Consider the following 19,379-nt stretch of genomic DNA (forward strand, 5'->3'; position numbering starts at 1 on the left):
TTAATCGAAAAGGGGGATTATGATGAAATTTGAGCAGTTCCACATCGAGGGAAAAGAAATCCGTTTTGGTTTGCTCGAGACGATCATGGATCATCATCATTTCATCCGTGAAGGTGCTTGGGACTACGAGCGTGCCACGTATGATATGAAATATGAGAAACAATCGACTGGCGAAACGTTCTACCTTCGCTTACCTGTATATGCAATCGAAGGACAAATTGAAGATCGCCACGCTGTCGTCAAAATGTTGACTCCGATTCTAGGAAAACATTACTACCCGCACGGCGTCGAGTACGATGAAGTCTTCCCGGAAGAAATCGTTCGCGATTGCGAACGTCGTCTTGCAGCACTCGCTGAGACATTAGAAGTAAAACCCCTTTCGTAATGGAAGGAAAGATAAAAAACGATTGAACCGGGACGTCCCGGCCCAATCGTTTTTTTCTTTCTCACAATGAGGCGAGCACAGATTTTCCGGTGCCCTCTCTTTGATTTTGGCAGAAGTCGCCTTATTGACCCTTTACAAGCTGTTCCCCCAAACGCTCGAGATAGTCTACACAGAGACCCGCTGACGCATCTGTATAAAAGAACGGATCTTTTCGAATCGTTTCAGCATGATTGACAATGAACTCCTCAACGACTCGGTCCTGTGTATCTAAAAACGTAAGGCGATAACTGGTTCCCATATACCCAAGGGAAACTTTCTCCCGCCTCATCTCCCGATTTTGAATGTTCGATATGATGTACTCGATTTCTTCCGGACGTTCAATCTGAAATTGATACCCGGTACTTCCATCAAATACATCGATGCGGGAAATCTCCTCCGGCAGGACATCTTTCAGAAAATGAACCGGGCTTGACCACCATATAAAGCCTAACATCATGACTCCAATTGTCGTGATCACGATACCTCTCCTACTTTTCACTGCCGTTCCTCCCTGGACCGTTTTAATGAATATAAAAAAAGAAACCAACAGGTCTGACATGGCATGTCCTGCTGGTTTCAAATTCTTCACGATGTCGCAATCACATTTAATGTGATATCCACTTGCCCGAGCAAGAGATTAAATTGATCGCGAACATATCGGTATAAACGCTCCGCCTCTACTAGAGTGAGCGGCGCAATCATTTCATAATCATAGCGATCTTTTGATAATGAGACGATTTTCACTTCCTGAAGTCCGAATTCAATTGCACTGCACGCAATCAAATCTTTAATGGCGCGTTCTGCGATTGTCACGTCACCATATGAATAGTCGTTTCCGATGACTGCCATCGTATCATTCATTGTGTTCACTCCTTTTCGTTAGCGAGCACTTTTACGTCCTCCATGATAGATTCGATATCCACCGGTTCATCACCTGCTGTCGCCATTTGGGCGACAGCACGCACATCATGGTTTCGATCGATCACATACATGGTCGTGGCGTGCGTGACGAGACCGCTATTCGCTTTTGAATAGTAGAACTGCAGTTGGCGTGTGATGCGGTCGATATCGACCTTTTCACCCGTCAACAGCTTCCATCCCGTCGGTTCAGCTTGGAATGCGTCCCCGTAGTTCTTTAGGACAGGAACCGTATCGACTTCCGGATCGACGGTAATCGCGACCAACTCCACATCGTTGCCGTACAAGCCTTCCGCCTTCAACTCTTTTTCCAGTTTCATAAAATCACGTAAAGTGAGCGGACAAATATCCGGACAATTCGTGTAGAAAAAGGTGACGACTTTAACCTTGCCATTATCTGAGTTGTACGTTTCCCCATTCAAAGCATTCGTCAACGTGAATGGAGTCGGCTCTTGGATCACAGGCAGCTCGTCTTCATTGAAGAAAATGAAGTAGACAGCGAGTCCCATCACGACGAGTACAAGTACGGAAATCACAACGGTTAGATAACTATTTCGTTTCATGATGTTCTCCCTCTTTCTTCGTTATCCTCCAATAATCGCCCGAAACACGTTCGTCGTTTCACCCGGGTCGTAGGCGACATACAGTAATGTATACACCGTGACACCCGTAATGGCTGTTAAAAACCAAATGACAGACGCTTTAGGAGCAATCTTGCGATGCTTCTCGACTTTATTTTTATAGCCGAGATAAAGAGAGATGAGTCCGAGAACCCCTCCGGTTGTCGCTAAAAGGATATGGAAAATCATGAATCCTAAATAGTACGGTTTGACAGCATCCGGACCACCGAATGCCGTATTTCCTACAAAAATAGTGCGAGAGACATACAAAATGAAGAATGTAGTGGCCGCAACAGCTGCTGCCGTCATTACTTTCTTATGTTTCTCAATCGCGCTGCGGTCTCGAGCGATGATGACCCAGCCAATCGCAACTAAAATGGCGCTGATGACAATAAACGACACACTTATTAAAGCAAGATAGTTCATCAATGTTTCCCCTTTATACAATCAATTTTTTTCTTGTGTCTCTTGTGGTGAGAATGACATCCCTTCATCGACCGCGAGTGATTTCGTACGGCGTACCCAACCGAAGAATGTCCAGCCGAAGAAGAAACCGTAAACGATTTCTTGACCGAGTTTCATTAAGACGCCGCCGAAGCGTTGGTCTTCAAGCGCACTGCTCGTCGCACCGAGTAATGCCTCTAAATTAATACCAGACACGTCACCGTTAGGCATACAATATCCGAGCACAGTCGCAAATGTCTGGACATCGGTATAGGCATCATACAGTACGCTTTGACTGAAGATGATGAAGGCACAGGCGGGTGTTAATAACACACCATTCGCGATGATGTAGACCATGCGTTTCAGGTCGGACATTCCTTCTTCTTCATCCGACACGAGCGGCACGATGACCGGATACCACATCGTCAAACTGAAAAGGACGAGCGCGCTATGGAATATACGATGCACACCATAGTTCGTTAAGACATAATCAAAGATGAATGGCATATGATAGAACGTGAACAACGCATTAAACAAAATAAGTGCGATTAACGGCTTCGTCATAAACTTAAATGTCGGTCCGATCACTTTATAGCTAAATAGTTTTTCAAACACCCAATGAGGCAAACCGTATATAACCAATGCAGGTGCCAGTACATAGACCAATACCATTTGGAACATATGCACCGATAAAATGATGTGCGCCAACACGTCCACCGGACTCCCAAATCCGATGTAATACAATAAAATCGCGAATAACATACTAAACTTTTGCAACAATGTGGTTGAGGCGTAGCCTTGTTTCGCCATTTTTTCTGTTACGTCCGCATATAATACATATAAAGCGACCATCAACACACCAAACCACGGACTCCATAGTGTTACCCAATCAAATTGATTGAGTAAATCGGACGTATTCCAAATCATCCGTTCACCCCTTCTCTCTCTCCCTAACCTTTGAAACCGTTCACTTTAAGATTACTATTCATTCATTTTTGAAGTAAAGGAAAAAGGACCGAATCATCTGTGTTTCCACAGATGTTCAATCCTTTGTCACAATTACCAAATGAGTAAACGAAGCGCAGCGACCGTGATGATGGCTACAAAGATTCCGAGCCACATCATGACAACAATCCACGTATTTCCACGGTTGTTCATATGCATGAAGATGTACAACTGCAGGAATACTTGAATAATCGCCAAGATAATCAAGAATCCACCGGCTGCCCAAACTGGCATGAGTTCAGCATGTACTGCTCCGAACGCGATGAATGTGAGTAAAATCATCATCGCAAAACTGATTAATTGAAGCTGATACTCACGCTTTGATTCTGCTTTTACTTCCAGTTCCAACTGTTTGTGTGATTCGTGCAATGTCCGTTTTTCCATATTAGTTCACCATCCCTAGGAGATAAACGATTGAGAAGATGAATACCCATACGACATCAATGAAGTGCCAATATAAGCTCGATACGTAAAACTTCGGTGCATTGTAAACGTCGATCGGACGGTTCCAGTTACGAATCAACAGTGTCGTGATCCAGAGAAGACCAAATGTTACGTGACCTCCGTGGAATCCAACGAGTGTATAGAAGGCTGAACCGAATGCACTCGACGTGAACGTATGACCGATATGGTAGTAGTGAATGAACTCATAAATCTCAGCACTTAGGAATCCTGCACCGAGAAGGAGTGTCACGATCAACCAAAGCTTCATACGCCCCGGGTTGTTCGCTTTCATGTTCATCATTGCGAGAACACTTGTAAGGGAACTTGTGAGAAGGAGCATCGTCATAAGGAATACGAGTTCCATCTCGAAGATGTTGTAAGAACGTAACTCTTCTGGCGCACCAGAGTTTAGAAGACCAACATATGTTCCAAAGAGTGAAGCAAAGAGGACTGTCTCTCCGCCAAGGAAGAACCAGAAGGCCACATATTTATTTTTCCCTTCCAAAGTAGCTTTCTCTGGATGGGCCGGAATACCGGTCACCGGGTGTTTTTCAACTGCATGTGCCATTTATTGGTCTCCTTTCTCACGAATCGCTTTCAAATCCGCTTCAATCTGTGATTTCGGAATGTAGTATCCATGATCGTCGATCCAAGAACGAAGGAACATCGATACAAACGTCACGAGCAAACCAAATCCAATCAAGACCCAACCTACAACATCATTATCGAGACGGAAGATTGCTCCGAGTCCCGCGATGAAGAGACCAAGTGACATGAAGAACGGAATAATTGAGTTGTTCGGCATGTGGATATCTGTCACTTGTTCAGCGACTGACACCCGTTTGTTGCCTGCCATTTTTTCGAGCCAGAACGTATCGAGCCCTTTGACGAGCGGTGTTTGTGCAAAGTTGTACTCGGGAGTCGGAACAGGTAATGTCCACTCAAGCGTACGTCCGTCACCCCAGTGATCCGGTTTGACGCGTTCTTTAGACAAGAATGCTTTCACAACTGCAACGAGTAAGACGATTGTCGACACACCCATGAAGAATGCACCGATTGTTGATAGCAAGTTCAACGTATCCCAACCTTGGTCGCCGATGTAAGTGAAGACACGACGTGGCATCCCGAACAATCCGAGGAAGTGTTGTGGGAAGAACGTCAAGTGGAAACCAATGAAGAATAACCAGAACTGCCAAAAACCAAGTTTCTCTGAGAGTGCTTTTCCAAACATGAGCGGGAACCAGTAGTAAAGTCCTGCGAAGAGACCATACACGACCCCACCTACGATAACGTAGTGGAAGTGAGCGACAACGAAGTAGCTGTCGTGGTACTGATAGTCAGCTGGTGCTACTGAAAGCATAACCCCAGTCATCCCACCTACGAGGAATGAAGGAATAAACGCAACCGAGTAAAGCATCGCGACGTTAAACTTGATTTGTCCGCCCCATAACGTAAAGAGCCAGTTGAAGATTTTCACCCCTGTTGGGACAGCGATCGCCATCGTCGCAACTGCGAAAATCGAGTTCGCAACCGGACCTAGGCCGACTGTAAACATGTGGTGAACCCAAACCATGAATCCTAGGAAACCGATGAGCATCGTTGCAAACACCATCGTCGTGTAACCGAAGAGACGTTTACGAGCGAATGTCGGAATGATTTCCGAGAAAATACCGAATGCCGGTAAGATCAAAATGTAAACTTCCGGGTGTCCGAAAATCCAGAAAAGGTGTTCCCAGATGACGACGTTCCCGCCAAGTGCCGGGTCGAAGTACGCAGCTCCGAAGAGGCGTTCAAACATCAACATGAACAATCCGACCGTAAGTGGCGGGAATGCGAAGACGATCAATGCCGATGCAACGAACGTTGTCCATGTGAAGAGCGGCATCCGCATGAGTTTCATACCTGGTGCCCGCATGTTCAAAATAGTAACTAAGAAGTTGATTCCGGCCATCAATGAACCGAAACCTGAAATCTGAAGACCGAGTGCATAGAAGTCAACACCCGTTGCTTCGGGTTGAGTCGAGAGTGGTGCGTATGCTGTCCACCCTGCGTTCGGCGCAGCTCCGAAGAACCAGCTCAAGTTGAGCATGACGCCACCGAAGAAGAATAACCAAAAGCCAAGTGAGTTAACGAATGGGAACGCAACGTCACGAGCTCCGATTTGGAGCGGTACAACCGCGTTCATGAATCCGAATAACATTGGCATCGCTGCAAGGAAAATCATCGTCGTCCCGTGCATCGTAATCAATTGGTTAAACGTTTCTCCATCGACAAAGTCATTCATTGGTTGTACTAACTGCCAACGAATCAATAGGGCTTCAATTCCACCGAGAAGGAGGAAGAAGATTCCTGAGAACAAATACAAAATACCGATTTTTTTGTGGTCAACCGTCGTAATCCAATCCATAATGCCATTGTATTTACGCGATTGCTGCAAAGCAGTGGTCTGTGCCACGTGAAATCCCCCTTTTCCCGTTAGTCAATCTTCTGCTCATACAAGAAGTCAACGAGTGCGTCTAGTTCTTCGTTGCTGATTTGACCTTCATTGAAACCTGGCATTTTAGCACCTTGTTTCTTGTCTTGCGGGTCACGGATCCACTCTTTCAAGTTATCCTCGTTATTTTCGAGGTAACCTGCGAGCCATTCGCGATCACCGAAGTTCGTCAAGCTCGGCGCAACTTTACCACCGCCGTGACAGCTCAAGCAGCTTTGGACATAGACTTGTTCACCTTGTGTCAAGTCTGCGTTGTCTGCAACGAGTTTCTCTGCGTTTTCATCTTGCTTCGCTTTCATATCTTCTAGCCATTTGTCGTATTCTGCTTGCTCGAGTGCGACGACTTTGAAGTCCATAAGCGCGTGTGACGGACCACAGAGTTCCGCACATTTTCCGTAATAAGTACCTGGTTCATTTGCTTGTAACCACATTTCATTATCAAGCCCTGGGTTCGTATCTGTTTTACCTGACAAAGCCGGTACCCAGAACGAGTGAATAACATCTTTTGATGTCAAGTTGATTCCAACGCGTTTCCCAACTGGGATGACGAGTTCTTGACCTGTTACAACGCCCGCGTTCGGATATTCGAACTCCCACCAATAAAGGTTGGCTGTAACATTGATTTCTTCCTCTTTTTTCGCTTCTTTCGCTTTCGCGAGTTCGACAGTTGTTGAAATTGTCGGTACAGCGAGAATGATGAGGAGGATGATTGGTACAACTGTCCAGATCATCTCAAGTGTACTGCTTCCTTCCACTTGTTTCGGAATCGATTCATCTTTCCGACGGAACTTCATGAGTACGTACACATAAATAATCGATACGACGACGAGTACGAAGAGCATGATTGCCAAACTGATGAGAATGATGCGGAGCTGAAGTTCAGCCCCTTCTCCCATCGGCTTCAATGCAGACAATCCCTCTTGACCGCAACCTGATAACAGGACTGCGAACATCATCATCGGGACGATGCCAAACAGAAGCTTCTTAAATGATTTCACAACAATCCCCACTTTCTCCCAAAATGATGTGTATTGGTTTTCTATATAGTGAGTGCGATTACCTGAGCCCGTTAAGCGGTTAATATGAGCGCGATAATCCACACGACTAAATAAATTAATGAATAAAAGAACATCTTATTTGCCCACTTGATCTCATCATCGGCATTGAATCCTTTCAAACCGAGATACAACCAGTAGCCCCCTAAACCAGCCGCAATGACCAAGTATACTGGACCGTAATGCATGAATAAGAGTGAAGCCGGTATGAGCGTAGCGATCCACCAAATGATTTGTCGTTTAGTAATCGCAAAACCGTTCACGACCGGTAGCATCGGAATGCCCGCTGCTCGATATTCTTCCACCCGGCGCATGGCGAGTGCAAGAAAATGTGGCGGTTGCCACAAAAACATGACCAGGAACATGAGCCAAGCATCGATATGAAGAGCCGGGTCGATCGCAGCCCAACCAATCAGTGGCGGTACTGCACCAGAGATACTTCCGACGACCGTATTCAGTGTGCTCGTGCGCTTCATCCACATCGTGTAAATGACGACATAAAAAAATGACCCGATTAGACCGAATACTGCAGCGACGTACGATACAATCAATAACATCAGTGTTCCGATAGCAAGTTGCGTCAAGCCGAGGAGTAAAATCCGTTCTCCTGTTATCTTGCCGGTTACACTCGGTCGATTGTCTGTACGATCCATCAAGTAATCGATATCCCGGTCCACAAAGTTGTTTAGGTAACAACTCCCCGAAATCACGAGTGCGCTTCCTAACATCGTTAATAAGAGCTGTGGCCAAACCTCAAGTAAATAAAGTATCGGCGTGTCGCTCTGATACGTTGCTGCTACGAAGAAACCGGCGAACACCAACATCAGGTTGGCACGAACAATTCCCATCTTCGCTAAGGCAACGTAATCACGAAATGACGTGGATTCTGTATATTCTACATCTGCCGCCATTCCTGGGTTGACTTTTGTCATACTGACCCCCCCACATAATCACGAATTCCTCGCATTCTCTTCACAGAAAAAACACAATATGAACAAAATACACTTAACTCTCTACAAAGATACCATAATTTTATAAAAAATACGCCTTTTATGCTTGTAAAATAGCGAGTTTTTTATGATGTTAGTGTGATGTTTGTCACAGTAAGTGTTCAATACTAATATTAGAATAACGTTTTTGATAACGATTGCAAGCTTTTCCATTTCGTTTTTTGAACAGAAAGCCGTATAATAAGTATGGCGAAAAAAATATAAATAAACAAGGCGCATTTTTTTGGATTTTGAATAAAAAGCAGGTGGTATCGAATGCATAAAAAACTCGCATTCTTCTCAGGGATTGTCACCCTTGGGATGATGCTCGTCCTCATCATGGGTGGAACCGTGACGAAGACGGATTCGGGTGACGGTTGCGGAACAGACTGGCCATTGTGTCATGGCAAGTTGATTCCGACGAACCCAAGTGTCGAAACAATGATTGAATATAGCCACCGTGTCGTCTCTGGTGTTGAAGGATTGTTAATCATCGCTTTGACGATTTGGACGTTTATCGCGGTGAAACATCGCGTCGACGTGAAAATTTTTGCGTTTCTCGCATTTATCTTCATGCTCATCCAATCGATCATTGGAGCCGGTGCCGTCATTTGGCAACAATCTGATGCTATCTTGGCCCTCCATTTCGGTATCTCGCTAGTGTCCTTCGCTTCTCTACTCATCTTGACGATTTTGTTGTTCGAAGGAGAGCGAACGCACCAATCCGTTTCAGGCCAATTAAAACGTCATCTTTATGGATTGACCCTTTATACGATGATTGTCGTCTACACCGGGGCGTATGTACGCCATCTCGGAGCCACGTACGCTTGCGTCGGTTGGCCGGTTTGTAGCCAGAACATCTGGACGTTCGAGTCATATGTCCAAATGGGGCATCGCGTGATGGCGGGACTCCTCGTGATGTATACGTTATACGTACTCTATTTGGCCCGTACTGAAGCGAATCGATTAATTGAACGGGGCATGTTCGCCTCTTTATTCTTCATTTCGCTCCAAGTCGGTACCGGGGCATGGATTGTCCTTGGTGGTCACGCCACATATGTTCCGCTACTGCATGCTTTCCTGATTACTTGCTATTTCGGAATCATTTCATATTTGGCTTATCACGCATACCGAACTTCAAACCAACACTCGACCTCCTCACTTGATCAAGTGAACGGTTGAATCAAAAAAAGCGCTCCTGCGCTTTTTTTGTGTCTATAAATCCTTAAAACGTGATAACGCTCTTTCCCTTGCCTCTTTGTGATCAACGATTGGATCGATGTAGTCTTGGCGATCCTCTTTTTTCGGAAAGTGAATGTCTTTCCCTGTGACATGGGATAATTCATGAACGTATCGACGGATGAACGTCCCCTCCGGGTCGAATCGCTCCGATTGTGTTACCGGGTTGAATATGCGGAAGTAAGGGACCGCGTCCGTCCCGACCGATGCCGCCCATTGCCATCCTCCAATATTTGACGCCGCCTCGTAATCGATCAGTTTCTGCTCAAAAAACCGTTCTCCTTTACGCCAGTCCAGCAACAAATGTTTCGTCAAAAAGGAGGCGACGACCATTCTGAGTCGATTATGCATCCAGCCGGTCTCATTCAGTTGACGCATCGCCGCATCGACGAGCGGATAACCTGTTTCGCCTTTACACCATCTTTCAAAATGTGCTTCATCGTCTTCCCACACAAGCCGCTTATACTTTTCGTTAAACGGTTCCTCTTTCAATCCTGGAAATTTCGCCATGACCATATAATAGAATTCACGCCAAAGCAGTTCATCAAAGTACATATCCCGCCCTTTGGATTTCGGCGCAGCGAGGACTTGTTCCACCACGGTGCGAATGGAAAGTACACCTGTCCTCAGATAGGGAGACAGTCGACTCGTACCGGCAATACTCGGAATGTCCCGGTCATCTGCATAATTCGTCAGCCGCTCATTCACAAAACGGGTCAGTCGTTTTTTCGCCTCCGTCTCGCCGAGCGCTTTCCAGTCCCGCTCACAGCGTTCAAACTGTTCTTTGAGCTCTTTCGGGATGTCAGATGACAATCCGACAAAGCGTTTCAATTGATCGACGTCAACATGGTACGGCTTCGGAGGAGATTCGCTATATGCTGCTTTTTTGAACGGTGTATATACTTTGTAGGGGTTCCCGTCTTTTGTGGAAAATGCATCCGGATGAAACAAGTGCCGGTCGAGTAAGCGAACGACTTTCACCTGCTCCCCAAGCGATTTGATGACCGCATCGTCCCGCTGCTTAAATGGTTCTACATATTCAGCATTGAAGTACAGCGCATCGACCTCACCTAATTCTTCAACAAATTGTTCGCTCGTTTCAGTAACAATCACACGTAACCCCAATTTTTTCGAGTTCAAGTCGTCCATGAAGACTCGCATTGTCGAAAAGAAGTAATCATGTCGTGTATCAAACGGTTCACAGTATTTCGGATTGAGCCAAAATACGAACTCGATCTCATCTCCGTCCTCAACGTCTGTCAGCACACGGTGCAGCATATGATTGTCCGTTAACCGAAAGTCTGATCGAAACCAACAAACTCGTTTCATGTTCCCCTCTCCCATCTAAAAAAAGAAGCATAGCGAACTATGCTTCTTCTCATTATACAAACTCAATCAACAAGTCGTCACTTTGTATTGTGTCGCCTTCTTTGATATGAATCGCTTTGATTTCACCGTCTTGCGCTGCTTGAACGGTCGTTTCCATCTTCATCGCTTCTGTGACGAGCAACTGCTCCCCACGGTGAATACGACTTCCCGGCTCGACCAACACTTTCAATACCGAACCTGGCATCGATGCACCGACTTGCTTCGGATTCGAGCGATCAACCTTCGGACGACTCGTCGTCGCAGACTTGATGTTCGCATCCTTAATTTCGATTTCACGCGGCACTCCGTTCATTTCGTATGATACGAGACGGACACCTTCATCGTTCGGTGCGCTGACCTGAACGAGTTTGATAATCAAGGTCTTCCCAGTCTCAATTTCAACTTGAATCGTCTCTCCAACATTTAATCCGTAGAAGAATGTCAACGTGTCGAGAACGGAGACATCCCCGTACGTCTTCGTATGTTTGACATAATCTTCGTAGACTTTTGGATATAACGCATGCGCGAGCAATTCAAAGTCTGTGACCGGGCGTTCCCATCTCTCGAACAATTCGGTCCGCGCTGCTTCAAAGTCATATGGTTTGATCAATTTACCAGGGCGAACGTTTAACGGTTCTTCCCCTTTTAGAATCACTTTTTGTACGTCTTCCGGGAATCCTCCTGGAGGCGTCCCGAGTTCACCACGCATCATTTCAACGACAGAATCCGGGAAGTCGAGCTGATGACCACGAGTCATCACGTCTTCTTCTGTCAGATTGTGCTGTACCATGAAGAGCGCCATGTCTCCGACAACCTTCGAAGAAGGCGTCACTTTCACGATATCGCCAAACAGCATGTTCACACGGGCATACATTGCTTTCACTTCACCCCAACGGTCGCCAAGACCGACCGCTTTCGCTTGCTGTTGAAGGTTTGAATACTGTCCACCTGGCATTTCGTGCTCATATACCGATGGATGTGGTGCACGCATATCGCTCTCAAACGGTTCATAGTTATGACGTACATCTTGCCAGTAATCACTGATGACTTCATATTGCTTCGCATCAATTTTCGGTTGACGTTCATGATGATTGAGAGCGTAAACCAAACTTCCTCCGGACGGTTGCGACGTCATACCTGACATCGAGCTCGCCGCGACGTCAACGATGTCCACCCCAGCGTCAGTCGCACGGGCATAGGTGAAAATCCCATTCCCTGAAGCATCATGCGTATGCAAATGGATCGGCAAGTCGACAGCATCTTTTAACGCAGAGACGAGAGCATAGGCAGATTCAGGTTTCAGGAGACCTGCCATGTCTTTGATTGCTAAAATATGAGCTCCACTCGCCTCAAGTTTTTTCGCGAGGTCGACATAGTATGGCAAGTGATACTTCGGACGATTGCCGTCATATAGGTCACCCGTATAGCAAATAGCAGCCTCCGCAACTTTCCCTGTTGGCAATGTTGCATCAATCGCGAGCTGGATGGACTCCAAGTTGTTCAAGCTATCGAAAATACGGAATACGTCGACACCGGCATAAGCTGCCTCATGTACGAACTTCTCAATCACATTGTCGGCGTAGTTTTTGTAACCGACCGCATTCGCACCGCGTAATAGCATCTGAATCAAGACGTTCGGCATCTTCTCACGAAGTTTCATGAGACGAGCCCACGGGTCTTCCGATAAGAAACGGTAGGCTACGTCAAACGTCGCACCGCCCCACGCCTCGACCGAGAACAACTCCGGCATGAGCTTACTTGTCGGCTCAGCGATATTGATGATGTCTTGCGTACGCATACGTGTCGCCAAGAGGGATTGATGCGCGTCTCGCATCGTCGTGTCCGTCAATAACAGTTCAGGTTGACGTTTAATCCAGTCCGCTAATCCTTCCGGACCAAGTTCCGTCAAGATTTGTTTCGTGCCCGGTTTTGCTTCTTTCGGCAAATTGTGCGGAATCCGAACCGAACGACTGATCGGTTTATCTTTCAACCCGACACCCGGGAATCCGTTTACGGTCACATCTCCGATATAGTTCAGAAGCTTCGTGCCCCGGTCTTTTCGTTTCGGGAAGACGAACAGTTCTGGCGTCTCATCGATGAACGACGTATTGTAATCCCCACTAATAAAGTTTTGATGTTTCATCACATTGATCAAGAACGGGATGTTCGTCTTGATTCCACGAATCCGGAACTCGTTCAAGTTACGGACCATTTTTGAGGCCGCCTGTTCAAACGTCATCCCGTGTGTAGACAATTTTACAAGAAGGGAATCGTAATAAGGCGAAATCTCAGCTCCGACATAGGCGTTCCCCCCGTCAAGGCGCACCCCGAAGCCACCCGGTGAACGATACGCCATAATCTTCCCTGTGTCCGGCATAAAGTTATTTCCCGGATCCTCAGAAGTGACACGAGACTGAATCGCATAGCCTAACAATTTGATCTCTTCCTGTTTCGGCATCTGAATCATTTCCCCGTGCAAGGACTCACCTTGCGCAATCATGAGCTGGGTTTGAACGATGTCAAACCCGGTCACCATCTCGGTGATCGTGTGCTCGACTTGAATACGCGGGTTGACTTCGATGAAGTAGAACGATTCATCTTCCGTGACGAGGAACTCGACCGTCCCTGCATTCACATAGCCGACGTGTCGCATAAGTTGGACTGCCGCATCACAGATTGCTTGACGTGACGCTTCGGTCAACGTGACGCACGGGGCCACCTCGACCACTTTTTGGTGGCGACGCTGTACCGAACAATCTCGTTCAAACAAATGAACGATGTTTCCATGTTCATCCCCTAAAATTTGAACTTCGATATGTTTTGGCCGTTCGACCAGTTTTTCTATGTACACTTCGTCCGAACCGAACGCCTGCTTCGCTTCCGATTTGGCGCGCTCGATTAAATCTCTCATCTCCGCTTCCGTACGGATGACACGCATCCCGCGGCCACCGCCACCCATCGCCGCTTTGACCATGAGCGGGAAACCGTGCTCGTTCGCAAATGCTTCTGCATCTTCATACGACGTCAACGGACCGTCCGAACCCGGGATTACAGGAAGACCTGCCGCAATCGCACTTTGGCGCGCGCGCACTTTATCCCCGAACGCATGTAGATGAGACTCATGAGGACCGACAAACACAATCCCTTCTTCACGACAACGACGAGCGAGCTCAATGTTCTCAGATAAGAAACCGTAGCCAGGGTGGATTGCGTCACTCCCTGACTCTTTTGCGATTCGAATCACGTCTTCAATATCCAGATACGCATCAATCGGCTTTTGATCCAGTCCGACCAAATAGGCCTCATCCGCTTTAAAACGGTGTAATGAGCCACTATCCTCTTGTGAATAGACTGCTACGGTACGCATCCCTAGCTCGGAAGCAGCTCGGAATACACGAATCGCAATTTCCCCACGGTTTGCTACAAGTAACTTCTTAATTGGTTTCAAATGAAATCCCCCCATTATTGAAATTGTATAAAGCCCCTTACCTTACAACATGTAGCGAAGAACGTTGAACATTTTGTTCAGACGTTTCACGTATTTCAGCCCGTCTGGTTGCTTCCCGATGACGATTTCGCATCGAGATACTACTTAACACTCCTAATATGCCCATGGTCATGATCAGCGATGTCCCCCCGTAACTGACTAGCGGAAGCGTGACGCCGGTACCTGGGAACCAGCCGGACATGGCACCAATGTTGATCCCAGTCTGGACAATGATTTGCGCGGCGATGCCGAACGCGACGAACATCGCGAAATGACTATCGCTGTGATTGGCGATATTGACAGCCCGGAAGGCGATGAAGAAGAGTAGCGCCAAAACTGCCATGACACCGAAGAACCCTAACTCCTCAGCAATGATTGACATGATGTAGTCAGTCTCAGGTTCTGGCAAATACCCATACTTTTGAAAGCTGTTCCCGAGCCCGACACCGGTCAACCCTCCGTGCACAATCGAGATGATTGACATGAGTAATTGGTGGCCATAGTTTTCAGGATCCATAAACGGATTGAATACGACCTCAATCCGGCTCCGCTGGTTTTCCGTGAAGATTGTTGTGAACATCAAATAGACGATCCCAATCCCTGCGAGCACGGAAGGAATGATGATACGGAGCGGTGCCCCGACGGCGAGCCACATGAGAAACATGATCGAGCCGAGGACGAACAGTCCTCCCATATCCGGCTGCCCGTTGATTGCGATTGCGTACGGGAAAAAGAAATAAATGACCGGAATTAAGAAGAATGCTCCAATTTGAGGCCGAATTCCTTTTTTCGTAATCGCCGCCCGCGCAAGTCGACCCGGCAATCCTTTCAACTCACCATTCCACAACCGGTGATAATAATTGGCGAGCAGCAAGACGAGAACAAACTTCGCAATCTCGATTGGCTGAATCGTAAACGACCCGATAATCAGCCAAGCCCGCGCCCCGTTGAGCGGTCGCATCGCCCACGTGACGAACAAGAGCACGACCGAGACAAAATAGAGGCTGTACAGGATATTTGGTTTTCTAAAGTTTTCATAGCGGAACATCGTCGCGATGAAATAGACGACAATCCCAATTCCCGCATAGATCAGCTGTCGATAAAACAAACCGCTGTTCGCGTAATCACCGCGATTCCAAACACTCGCACTATAAATCATAATGGAGCTGAGCCCTACGAGCATGAGCACCGCAATGAACAGTGAAAAATCAAAATACCGAAACCGAGCTTTCATATATTCACTTCCTTATGTAATACAATCCGACAACCTTTATAAAAAAATACTCAAACAGCGCCACTTGCACAGTTTGAGTATAAGGTTCATAGTTCTGAAGCATCCGCAAGTGCAGATAGCTTTTGTTCCAATGAATCGAGCAGTCCCTTACCTTCAATATCAGAAATAAGTCCAAGGCGGACAGCAAAATCAATTTGGCGCGAAAGTCCAAACATATGTGTATCAAGCACCTCTTCATAAAGAGGGCATTTCGGCATTTTCAGGTTTTCTAACTGCACTTCAATCAGGCAACGGATTTTCTCAGCATCCGCTTCAAGTAACTGAAGCGCCTGCTCCCGTTGGATTGCGGCCAAATTTGTTGCCACTACGACCCCTCCTCCGTACGATGACAGACTGTTTGTCATATATCAACTGTACATTATATTTCATCATAATTCAATGTACAGTCTACTCTCAAGACGAGTTTCTCTCTTTTCCATTTTACAAAAAAGAACGCTATAATGAAAAATGTATTGGTTATAAAGGGGGAGCTTATATGATTTTTCCACTGGATGGGGCGGTTCGTCATCCATTGACAATCGATCCGACCGTATGGATTTTTGACGAGCGCAAGCGAAATGTCGAGGAGTTGGACAAGACCGTAGAGAACGACAGTGAGGCATACTATGCGAAAATGGGGAAAGCATGGGACGAAGGTTTAGCCCAAGGATCAAAAATTGATCACAATAAGCCGATGAGCCGGGCGGACAAAGACGCTGCATTACGCGATTCGTTCGCGATGCCGCTCGCACCGTTTCTCCAAAATACGGAGCCCGAAGAGCATGCGACGCACGTCCGGTTTTACGGGGACACGGTGTTGACGCTCCCGCTGGATGAGGCATCAACCGTGTACCTTCAGTTTTCTCAAAATGGAAAGGTATTGAGCGACGGTCCGGTCTATGTGTTGTACGACCACCAAGTCATTCGAAACGTCAATCACATCACCGTACTTTCACAATGAAGAGAAGGGGTCTCCCCTTCTCTTTTTTTGGACATTTTACTTCACAAAGTGTAACATATAGCATGTTGACACTACTTATGAATAGACAATATAGAAAGGTCGTGACGCTTACGATACCGTTATGGAAAAAGAATTTATGGATTGTTTGGCTCGGCAGCTTTTTAACCGCTGCATCGATGAGCCTCGTGTTACCGTTTCTCCCTCTGTTCATTGAGGACTTGGGCGTAAGCGACCCCGATCATGTGGTCACGTGGTCAGCAGTCGCTTTTGGCGCAACGTTTCTTGTGGCCGCGATCGTCTCCCCGCTATGGGGACGCCTCGCCGACCGTAAAGGGAGAAAATTAATGCTGATTCGGGCAAGTCTCGGGATGTCGATTGTCATGGTATTAATCAGTTTTGTCGAAAATGTATACCAGCTCGTTGGTTTACGCCTTCTGATGGGTGCCGTTTCAGGATTCATCTCCGCAGGCATCACACTTGTTGCATCACAAACTCCAAAAGAGAAAAGTGGCTGGGCGCTCGGGACACTCTCGACCGGCGGAATAACAGGCGGTCTACTCGGTCCCTTGATTGGCGGACTGCTCGCAGACTGGATTGGGCTTCGATCCGTTTTTCTCTTTACAGGAAGTGCGCTCTTCCTCACCTTTATTATCACCCTGATCTTTATTAAGGAAGACTTTGTACCGGTCAAACGGGAAGAACTCGCTTCGATGCGAACTATCTTCACTTCACTGAAACACCCGCAACTCATTATCGGATTGTTCGCAACGACTTTCCTGATTCAATTCTCGACCCAGTCGATCGGTCCATTATTGACGCTCTATGTCCGCGAACTAAACCCTTATGCGTCATCGCTCGCATTCATGGCCGGCATCGTCGCCTCCGCCCCGGGTTTAGCCGCACTCTTATCAGCCCAGCGTCTCGGCAGACTATCCGACCGTTACGGTGCAGAACGCATCTTGTTTTGGGCGCTTTTAATTTACAGTGCCTTTTTGATTCCGCAAGCGTTCGTCACATCAACGACGCAGCTCGTATTCTTACGCTTCGGCATCGGCTTTGCGACAGCGGCGCTCATGCCATCTGTCCAATCGCTGTTGCGCCAGAACACGCCGTCTACAGCCACAGGTAGGATTTTTTCTTACAATCAGTCCGCACAGTTCATGGGAAACCTTCTCGGTCCGTTGTTCGGCTCACAAATCGTCGCCCACTTCGGATTCTCTTCTCTCTTTATCGTGACCGGATTGATTATGGTTTCAAACGCATTTTTGGAACGGACAAACGTCCATGTCCTTCACCCGAACACAAAATGACGCCGAGCATTTGCTCAGCGTCATTTTTTTATAGTAGATCGGCAGCCAATCGAGCGAGTGACGAACGTTCTCCTTTGATGAGTTGAACGTGACCGAATACGTTTTGTCCTTTGAAGCGCTCGACCGCATACGTCAAACCATTCGAATATTCATCTAAATACGGATGGTCGATTTGATAAGGGTCTCCGACGAGAACAATTTTAGAGTTCTCACCGACCCGGGTCAGAATTGTTTTGATTTCATGCTTCGTCAAATTTTGCGCCTCATCGATGATGATAAACTGGTCGGGCATGCTCCGACCACGGATATACGTTAGCGCCTCAAGCTGAATGGACTTCATTCCTGCTAAAATATTGCCAAGTTCATCCTTCGAATTGGCGTTAAACAAAAACTCAAGATTATCGTAAATCGGTTGCATCCACGGTCTCAGCTTCTCTTCCATTTCTCCAGGAAGATAGCCGATATCATTCCCCATCGGGACGACCGGTCGGGCAACGACTAATTTATTATATCGATGCTCATCTTCAACGAGTGAAAGGCCCGCTGCCAGTGCAAGCAACGTCTTTCCGGTCCCTGCCTTACCCAGGAGCGTGACAAACGGGATGTCATCACGAAGCAACAAGTCAAGCGCCATCCGTTGTTGCACGTTTCTTGGGTGAATGCCCCAAATATGTTCGGCATCGAGCGCTAACGGACGAACGATGGGTTGCAAAGCGTCAACAACAGCCAATGCGCTCGCTTTCGAGACATTGCTCTTCAAAATGATGAAAGAGTTCGGATACATTGCTTGTTTTGTCAGTGCGGACGTCGGCAGTTGACGTACTTTATAAAACTCGTCGATGATCGACTGGTCCACTTCAAACTCCCGGTATCCGGCGTAAAGGTCTGTCGTATCGACGATATGGTCTGTCAAATAATCCTCAGCCTCAATTCCAATCGCGTCGGCTTTGACACGAACCAGAATATCTTTTGAGACGACGACGACTTTTCGCTCGGTATCCCCTTCAAGTTGTTTCATGAGTCCAAGGGCAACCGTCAAAATCCGGTTATCATTTGTCATTACGTCAAACGGGAAATCTACAGTATGTTCATGACCGATTTCCACAAACAGCCGTCCGCCATTTTCCAGCGGTACCCCGTCATGTAGTTTTCCGGTCGTTCGCAATTGATCGAGCACACGAGCCGTCTCGCGGGCATTCCGGCCAACTTCATCCATATTGCGCTTTTTGCCATCTAATTCTTCCAACACGATAGCCGGAACTACCACATCATGTTCTTCAAATTGGAATAAGGAAAGCGGATCATGTAGAAGTACGTTCGTATCGAGCACATACGTTTTTTTCATAGA

19 protein-coding genes are annotated in these 19,379 nt (G+C 47.0%); 4 read left to right on the forward strand and 15 right to left on the reverse strand.

From position 1 onward, the window contains the following. Window positions 1–22 precede the first annotated feature (22 nt). Window positions 23–385, forward strand: a complete 363-nt coding sequence (locus tag KNP03_RS06730; protein WP_214827198.1) for a YugN family protein — start codon at window positions 23–25, stop codon at window positions 383–385. Window positions 386–506: 121 nt separating this feature from the next. Here the strand turns inward: KNP03_RS06730 and KNP03_RS06735 are convergent, their stop codons facing one another. From KNP03_RS06735 to cyoE, 10 genes are all read right to left on the reverse strand, one after another. Continuing rightward, window positions 507–902 (reverse strand): hypothetical protein, encoded by a 396-nt coding sequence (locus KNP03_RS06735; protein ID WP_214827199.1) that lies wholly within the window; start codon window positions 900–902, stop codon window positions 507–509. A 107-nt stretch (window positions 903–1,009) separates the two neighbouring features. Continuing rightward, the gene (locus KNP03_RS06740; RefSeq protein WP_214827200.1) at window positions 1,010–1,285 is read right to left on the reverse strand and encodes a hypothetical protein; all 276 of its coding nucleotides are present in this window, start codon (window positions 1,283–1,285) and stop codon (window positions 1,010–1,012) included. Window positions 1,286–1,290: 5 nt separating this feature from the next. After that, window positions 1,291–1,905: an SCO family protein gene (locus KNP03_RS06745; RefSeq protein WP_214827201.1), complete on the reverse strand. Its 615-nt coding sequence runs from the start codon at window positions 1,903–1,905 to the stop codon at window positions 1,291–1,293. A gap of 21 nt (window positions 1,906–1,926) precedes the next feature. After that, the gene (locus tag KNP03_RS06750; RefSeq protein ID WP_214827204.1) at window positions 1,927–2,388 is read right to left on the reverse strand and encodes a DUF420 domain-containing protein; all 462 of its coding nucleotides are present in this window, start codon (window positions 2,386–2,388) and stop codon (window positions 1,927–1,929) included. A gap of 21 nt (window positions 2,389–2,409) precedes the next feature. Continuing rightward, on the reverse strand, window positions 2,410–3,333 hold the full coding sequence (locus KNP03_RS06755; RefSeq protein WP_214827207.1) for a cytochrome c oxidase assembly protein: 924 nt from the start codon (window positions 3,331–3,333) through the stop codon (window positions 2,410–2,412). A gap of 132 nt (window positions 3,334–3,465) precedes the next feature. Further along, complete coding sequence (locus tag KNP03_RS06760) at window positions 3,466–3,795, reverse strand: cytochrome C oxidase subunit IV family protein (RefSeq protein ID WP_214827211.1); 330 nt, start codon at window positions 3,793–3,795, stop codon at window positions 3,466–3,468. A 1-nt stretch (window position 3,796) separates the two neighbouring features. After that, entirely contained in the window at window positions 3,797–4,423 is a 627-nt protein-coding gene (locus tag KNP03_RS06765) for a cytochrome (ubi)quinol oxidase subunit III (RefSeq protein ID WP_214827214.1), read from the reverse strand. Further along, entirely contained in the window at window positions 4,424–6,262 is a 1,839-nt protein-coding gene (gene ctaD / locus KNP03_RS06770; RefSeq protein WP_214828276.1) for a cytochrome c oxidase subunit I, read from the reverse strand. 68 nt (window positions 6,263–6,330) lie between these two features. Continuing rightward, window positions 6,331–7,308, reverse strand: coding sequence for a cytochrome c oxidase subunit II (coxB, locus tag KNP03_RS06775; RefSeq protein ID WP_214828279.1), 978 nt, complete (start codon window positions 7,306–7,308; stop codon window positions 6,331–6,333). A gap of 110 nt (window positions 7,309–7,418) precedes the next feature. Then, a complete protein-coding gene (gene cyoE / locus KNP03_RS06780) occupies window positions 7,419–8,336 on the reverse strand; it encodes a heme o synthase (protein ID WP_214827216.1) in 918 nt (305 codons plus the stop codon). A gap of 333 nt (window positions 8,337–8,669) precedes the next feature. Here cyoE and KNP03_RS06785 point away from each other — a divergent pair, with 333 nt between their 5' ends. After that, window positions 8,670–9,575: a COX15/CtaA family protein gene (locus KNP03_RS06785; protein WP_214827219.1), complete on the forward strand. Its 906-nt coding sequence runs from the start codon at window positions 8,670–8,672 to the stop codon at window positions 9,573–9,575. 33 nt (window positions 9,576–9,608) lie between these two features. Here the strand turns inward: KNP03_RS06785 and KNP03_RS06790 are convergent, their stop codons facing one another. The 4 genes from KNP03_RS06790 to KNP03_RS06805 all read right to left on the reverse strand — a co-directional run bounded on the left by KNP03_RS06790 (window position 9,609) and on the right by KNP03_RS06805 (window position 16,086). Beyond that, the gene (locus KNP03_RS06790) at window positions 9,609–10,961 is read right to left on the reverse strand and encodes a cryptochrome/photolyase family protein (protein ID WP_214827221.1); all 1,353 of its coding nucleotides are present in this window, start codon (window positions 10,959–10,961) and stop codon (window positions 9,609–9,611) included. Window positions 10,962–11,013: 52 nt separating this feature from the next. Next, entirely contained in the window at window positions 11,014–14,463 is a 3,450-nt protein-coding gene (locus KNP03_RS06795; protein WP_214827223.1) for a pyruvate carboxylase, read from the reverse strand. A 22-nt stretch (window positions 14,464–14,485) separates the two neighbouring features. After that, window positions 14,486–15,721 carry an FtsW/RodA/SpoVE family cell cycle protein gene (locus KNP03_RS06800; protein WP_214827225.1) on the reverse strand — a complete coding sequence of 412 codons (1,236 nt, stop codon included), beginning with the start codon at window positions 15,719–15,721 and terminating at the stop codon, window positions 14,486–14,488. Between the two features lie 86 nt (window positions 15,722–15,807). Next, window positions 15,808–16,086, reverse strand: a complete 279-nt coding sequence (locus KNP03_RS06805; RefSeq protein WP_214827227.1) for an Fpa/YlaN family protein — start codon at window positions 16,084–16,086, stop codon at window positions 15,808–15,810. 170 nt (window positions 16,087–16,256) lie between these two features. Here KNP03_RS06805 and KNP03_RS06810 point away from each other — a divergent pair, with 170 nt between their 5' ends. Both KNP03_RS06810 and KNP03_RS06815 read left to right on the forward strand, forming a co-directional pair. Continuing rightward, complete coding sequence (locus tag KNP03_RS06810; protein WP_214827229.1) at window positions 16,257–16,721, forward strand: hypothetical protein; 465 nt, start codon at window positions 16,257–16,259, stop codon at window positions 16,719–16,721. A gap of 77 nt (window positions 16,722–16,798) precedes the next feature. Then, entirely contained in the window at window positions 16,799–18,031 is a 1,233-nt protein-coding gene (locus tag KNP03_RS06815; RefSeq protein WP_240544495.1) for a multidrug efflux MFS transporter, read from the forward strand. A gap of 28 nt (window positions 18,032–18,059) precedes the next feature. On the opposite strand, the gene KNP03_RS06820 is transcribed toward KNP03_RS06815, so the two are convergent. Beyond that, entirely contained in the window at window positions 18,060–19,376 is a 1,317-nt protein-coding gene (locus KNP03_RS06820) for a PhoH family protein (RefSeq protein WP_214827232.1), read from the reverse strand. Between the last annotated feature and the right edge of the window lie 3 nt (window positions 19,377–19,379).

Source organism: Exiguobacterium algae (assembly GCF_018617875.1).
Lineage (GTDB): Bacteria > Bacillota > Bacilli > Exiguobacteriales > Exiguobacteriaceae > Exiguobacterium > Exiguobacterium algae.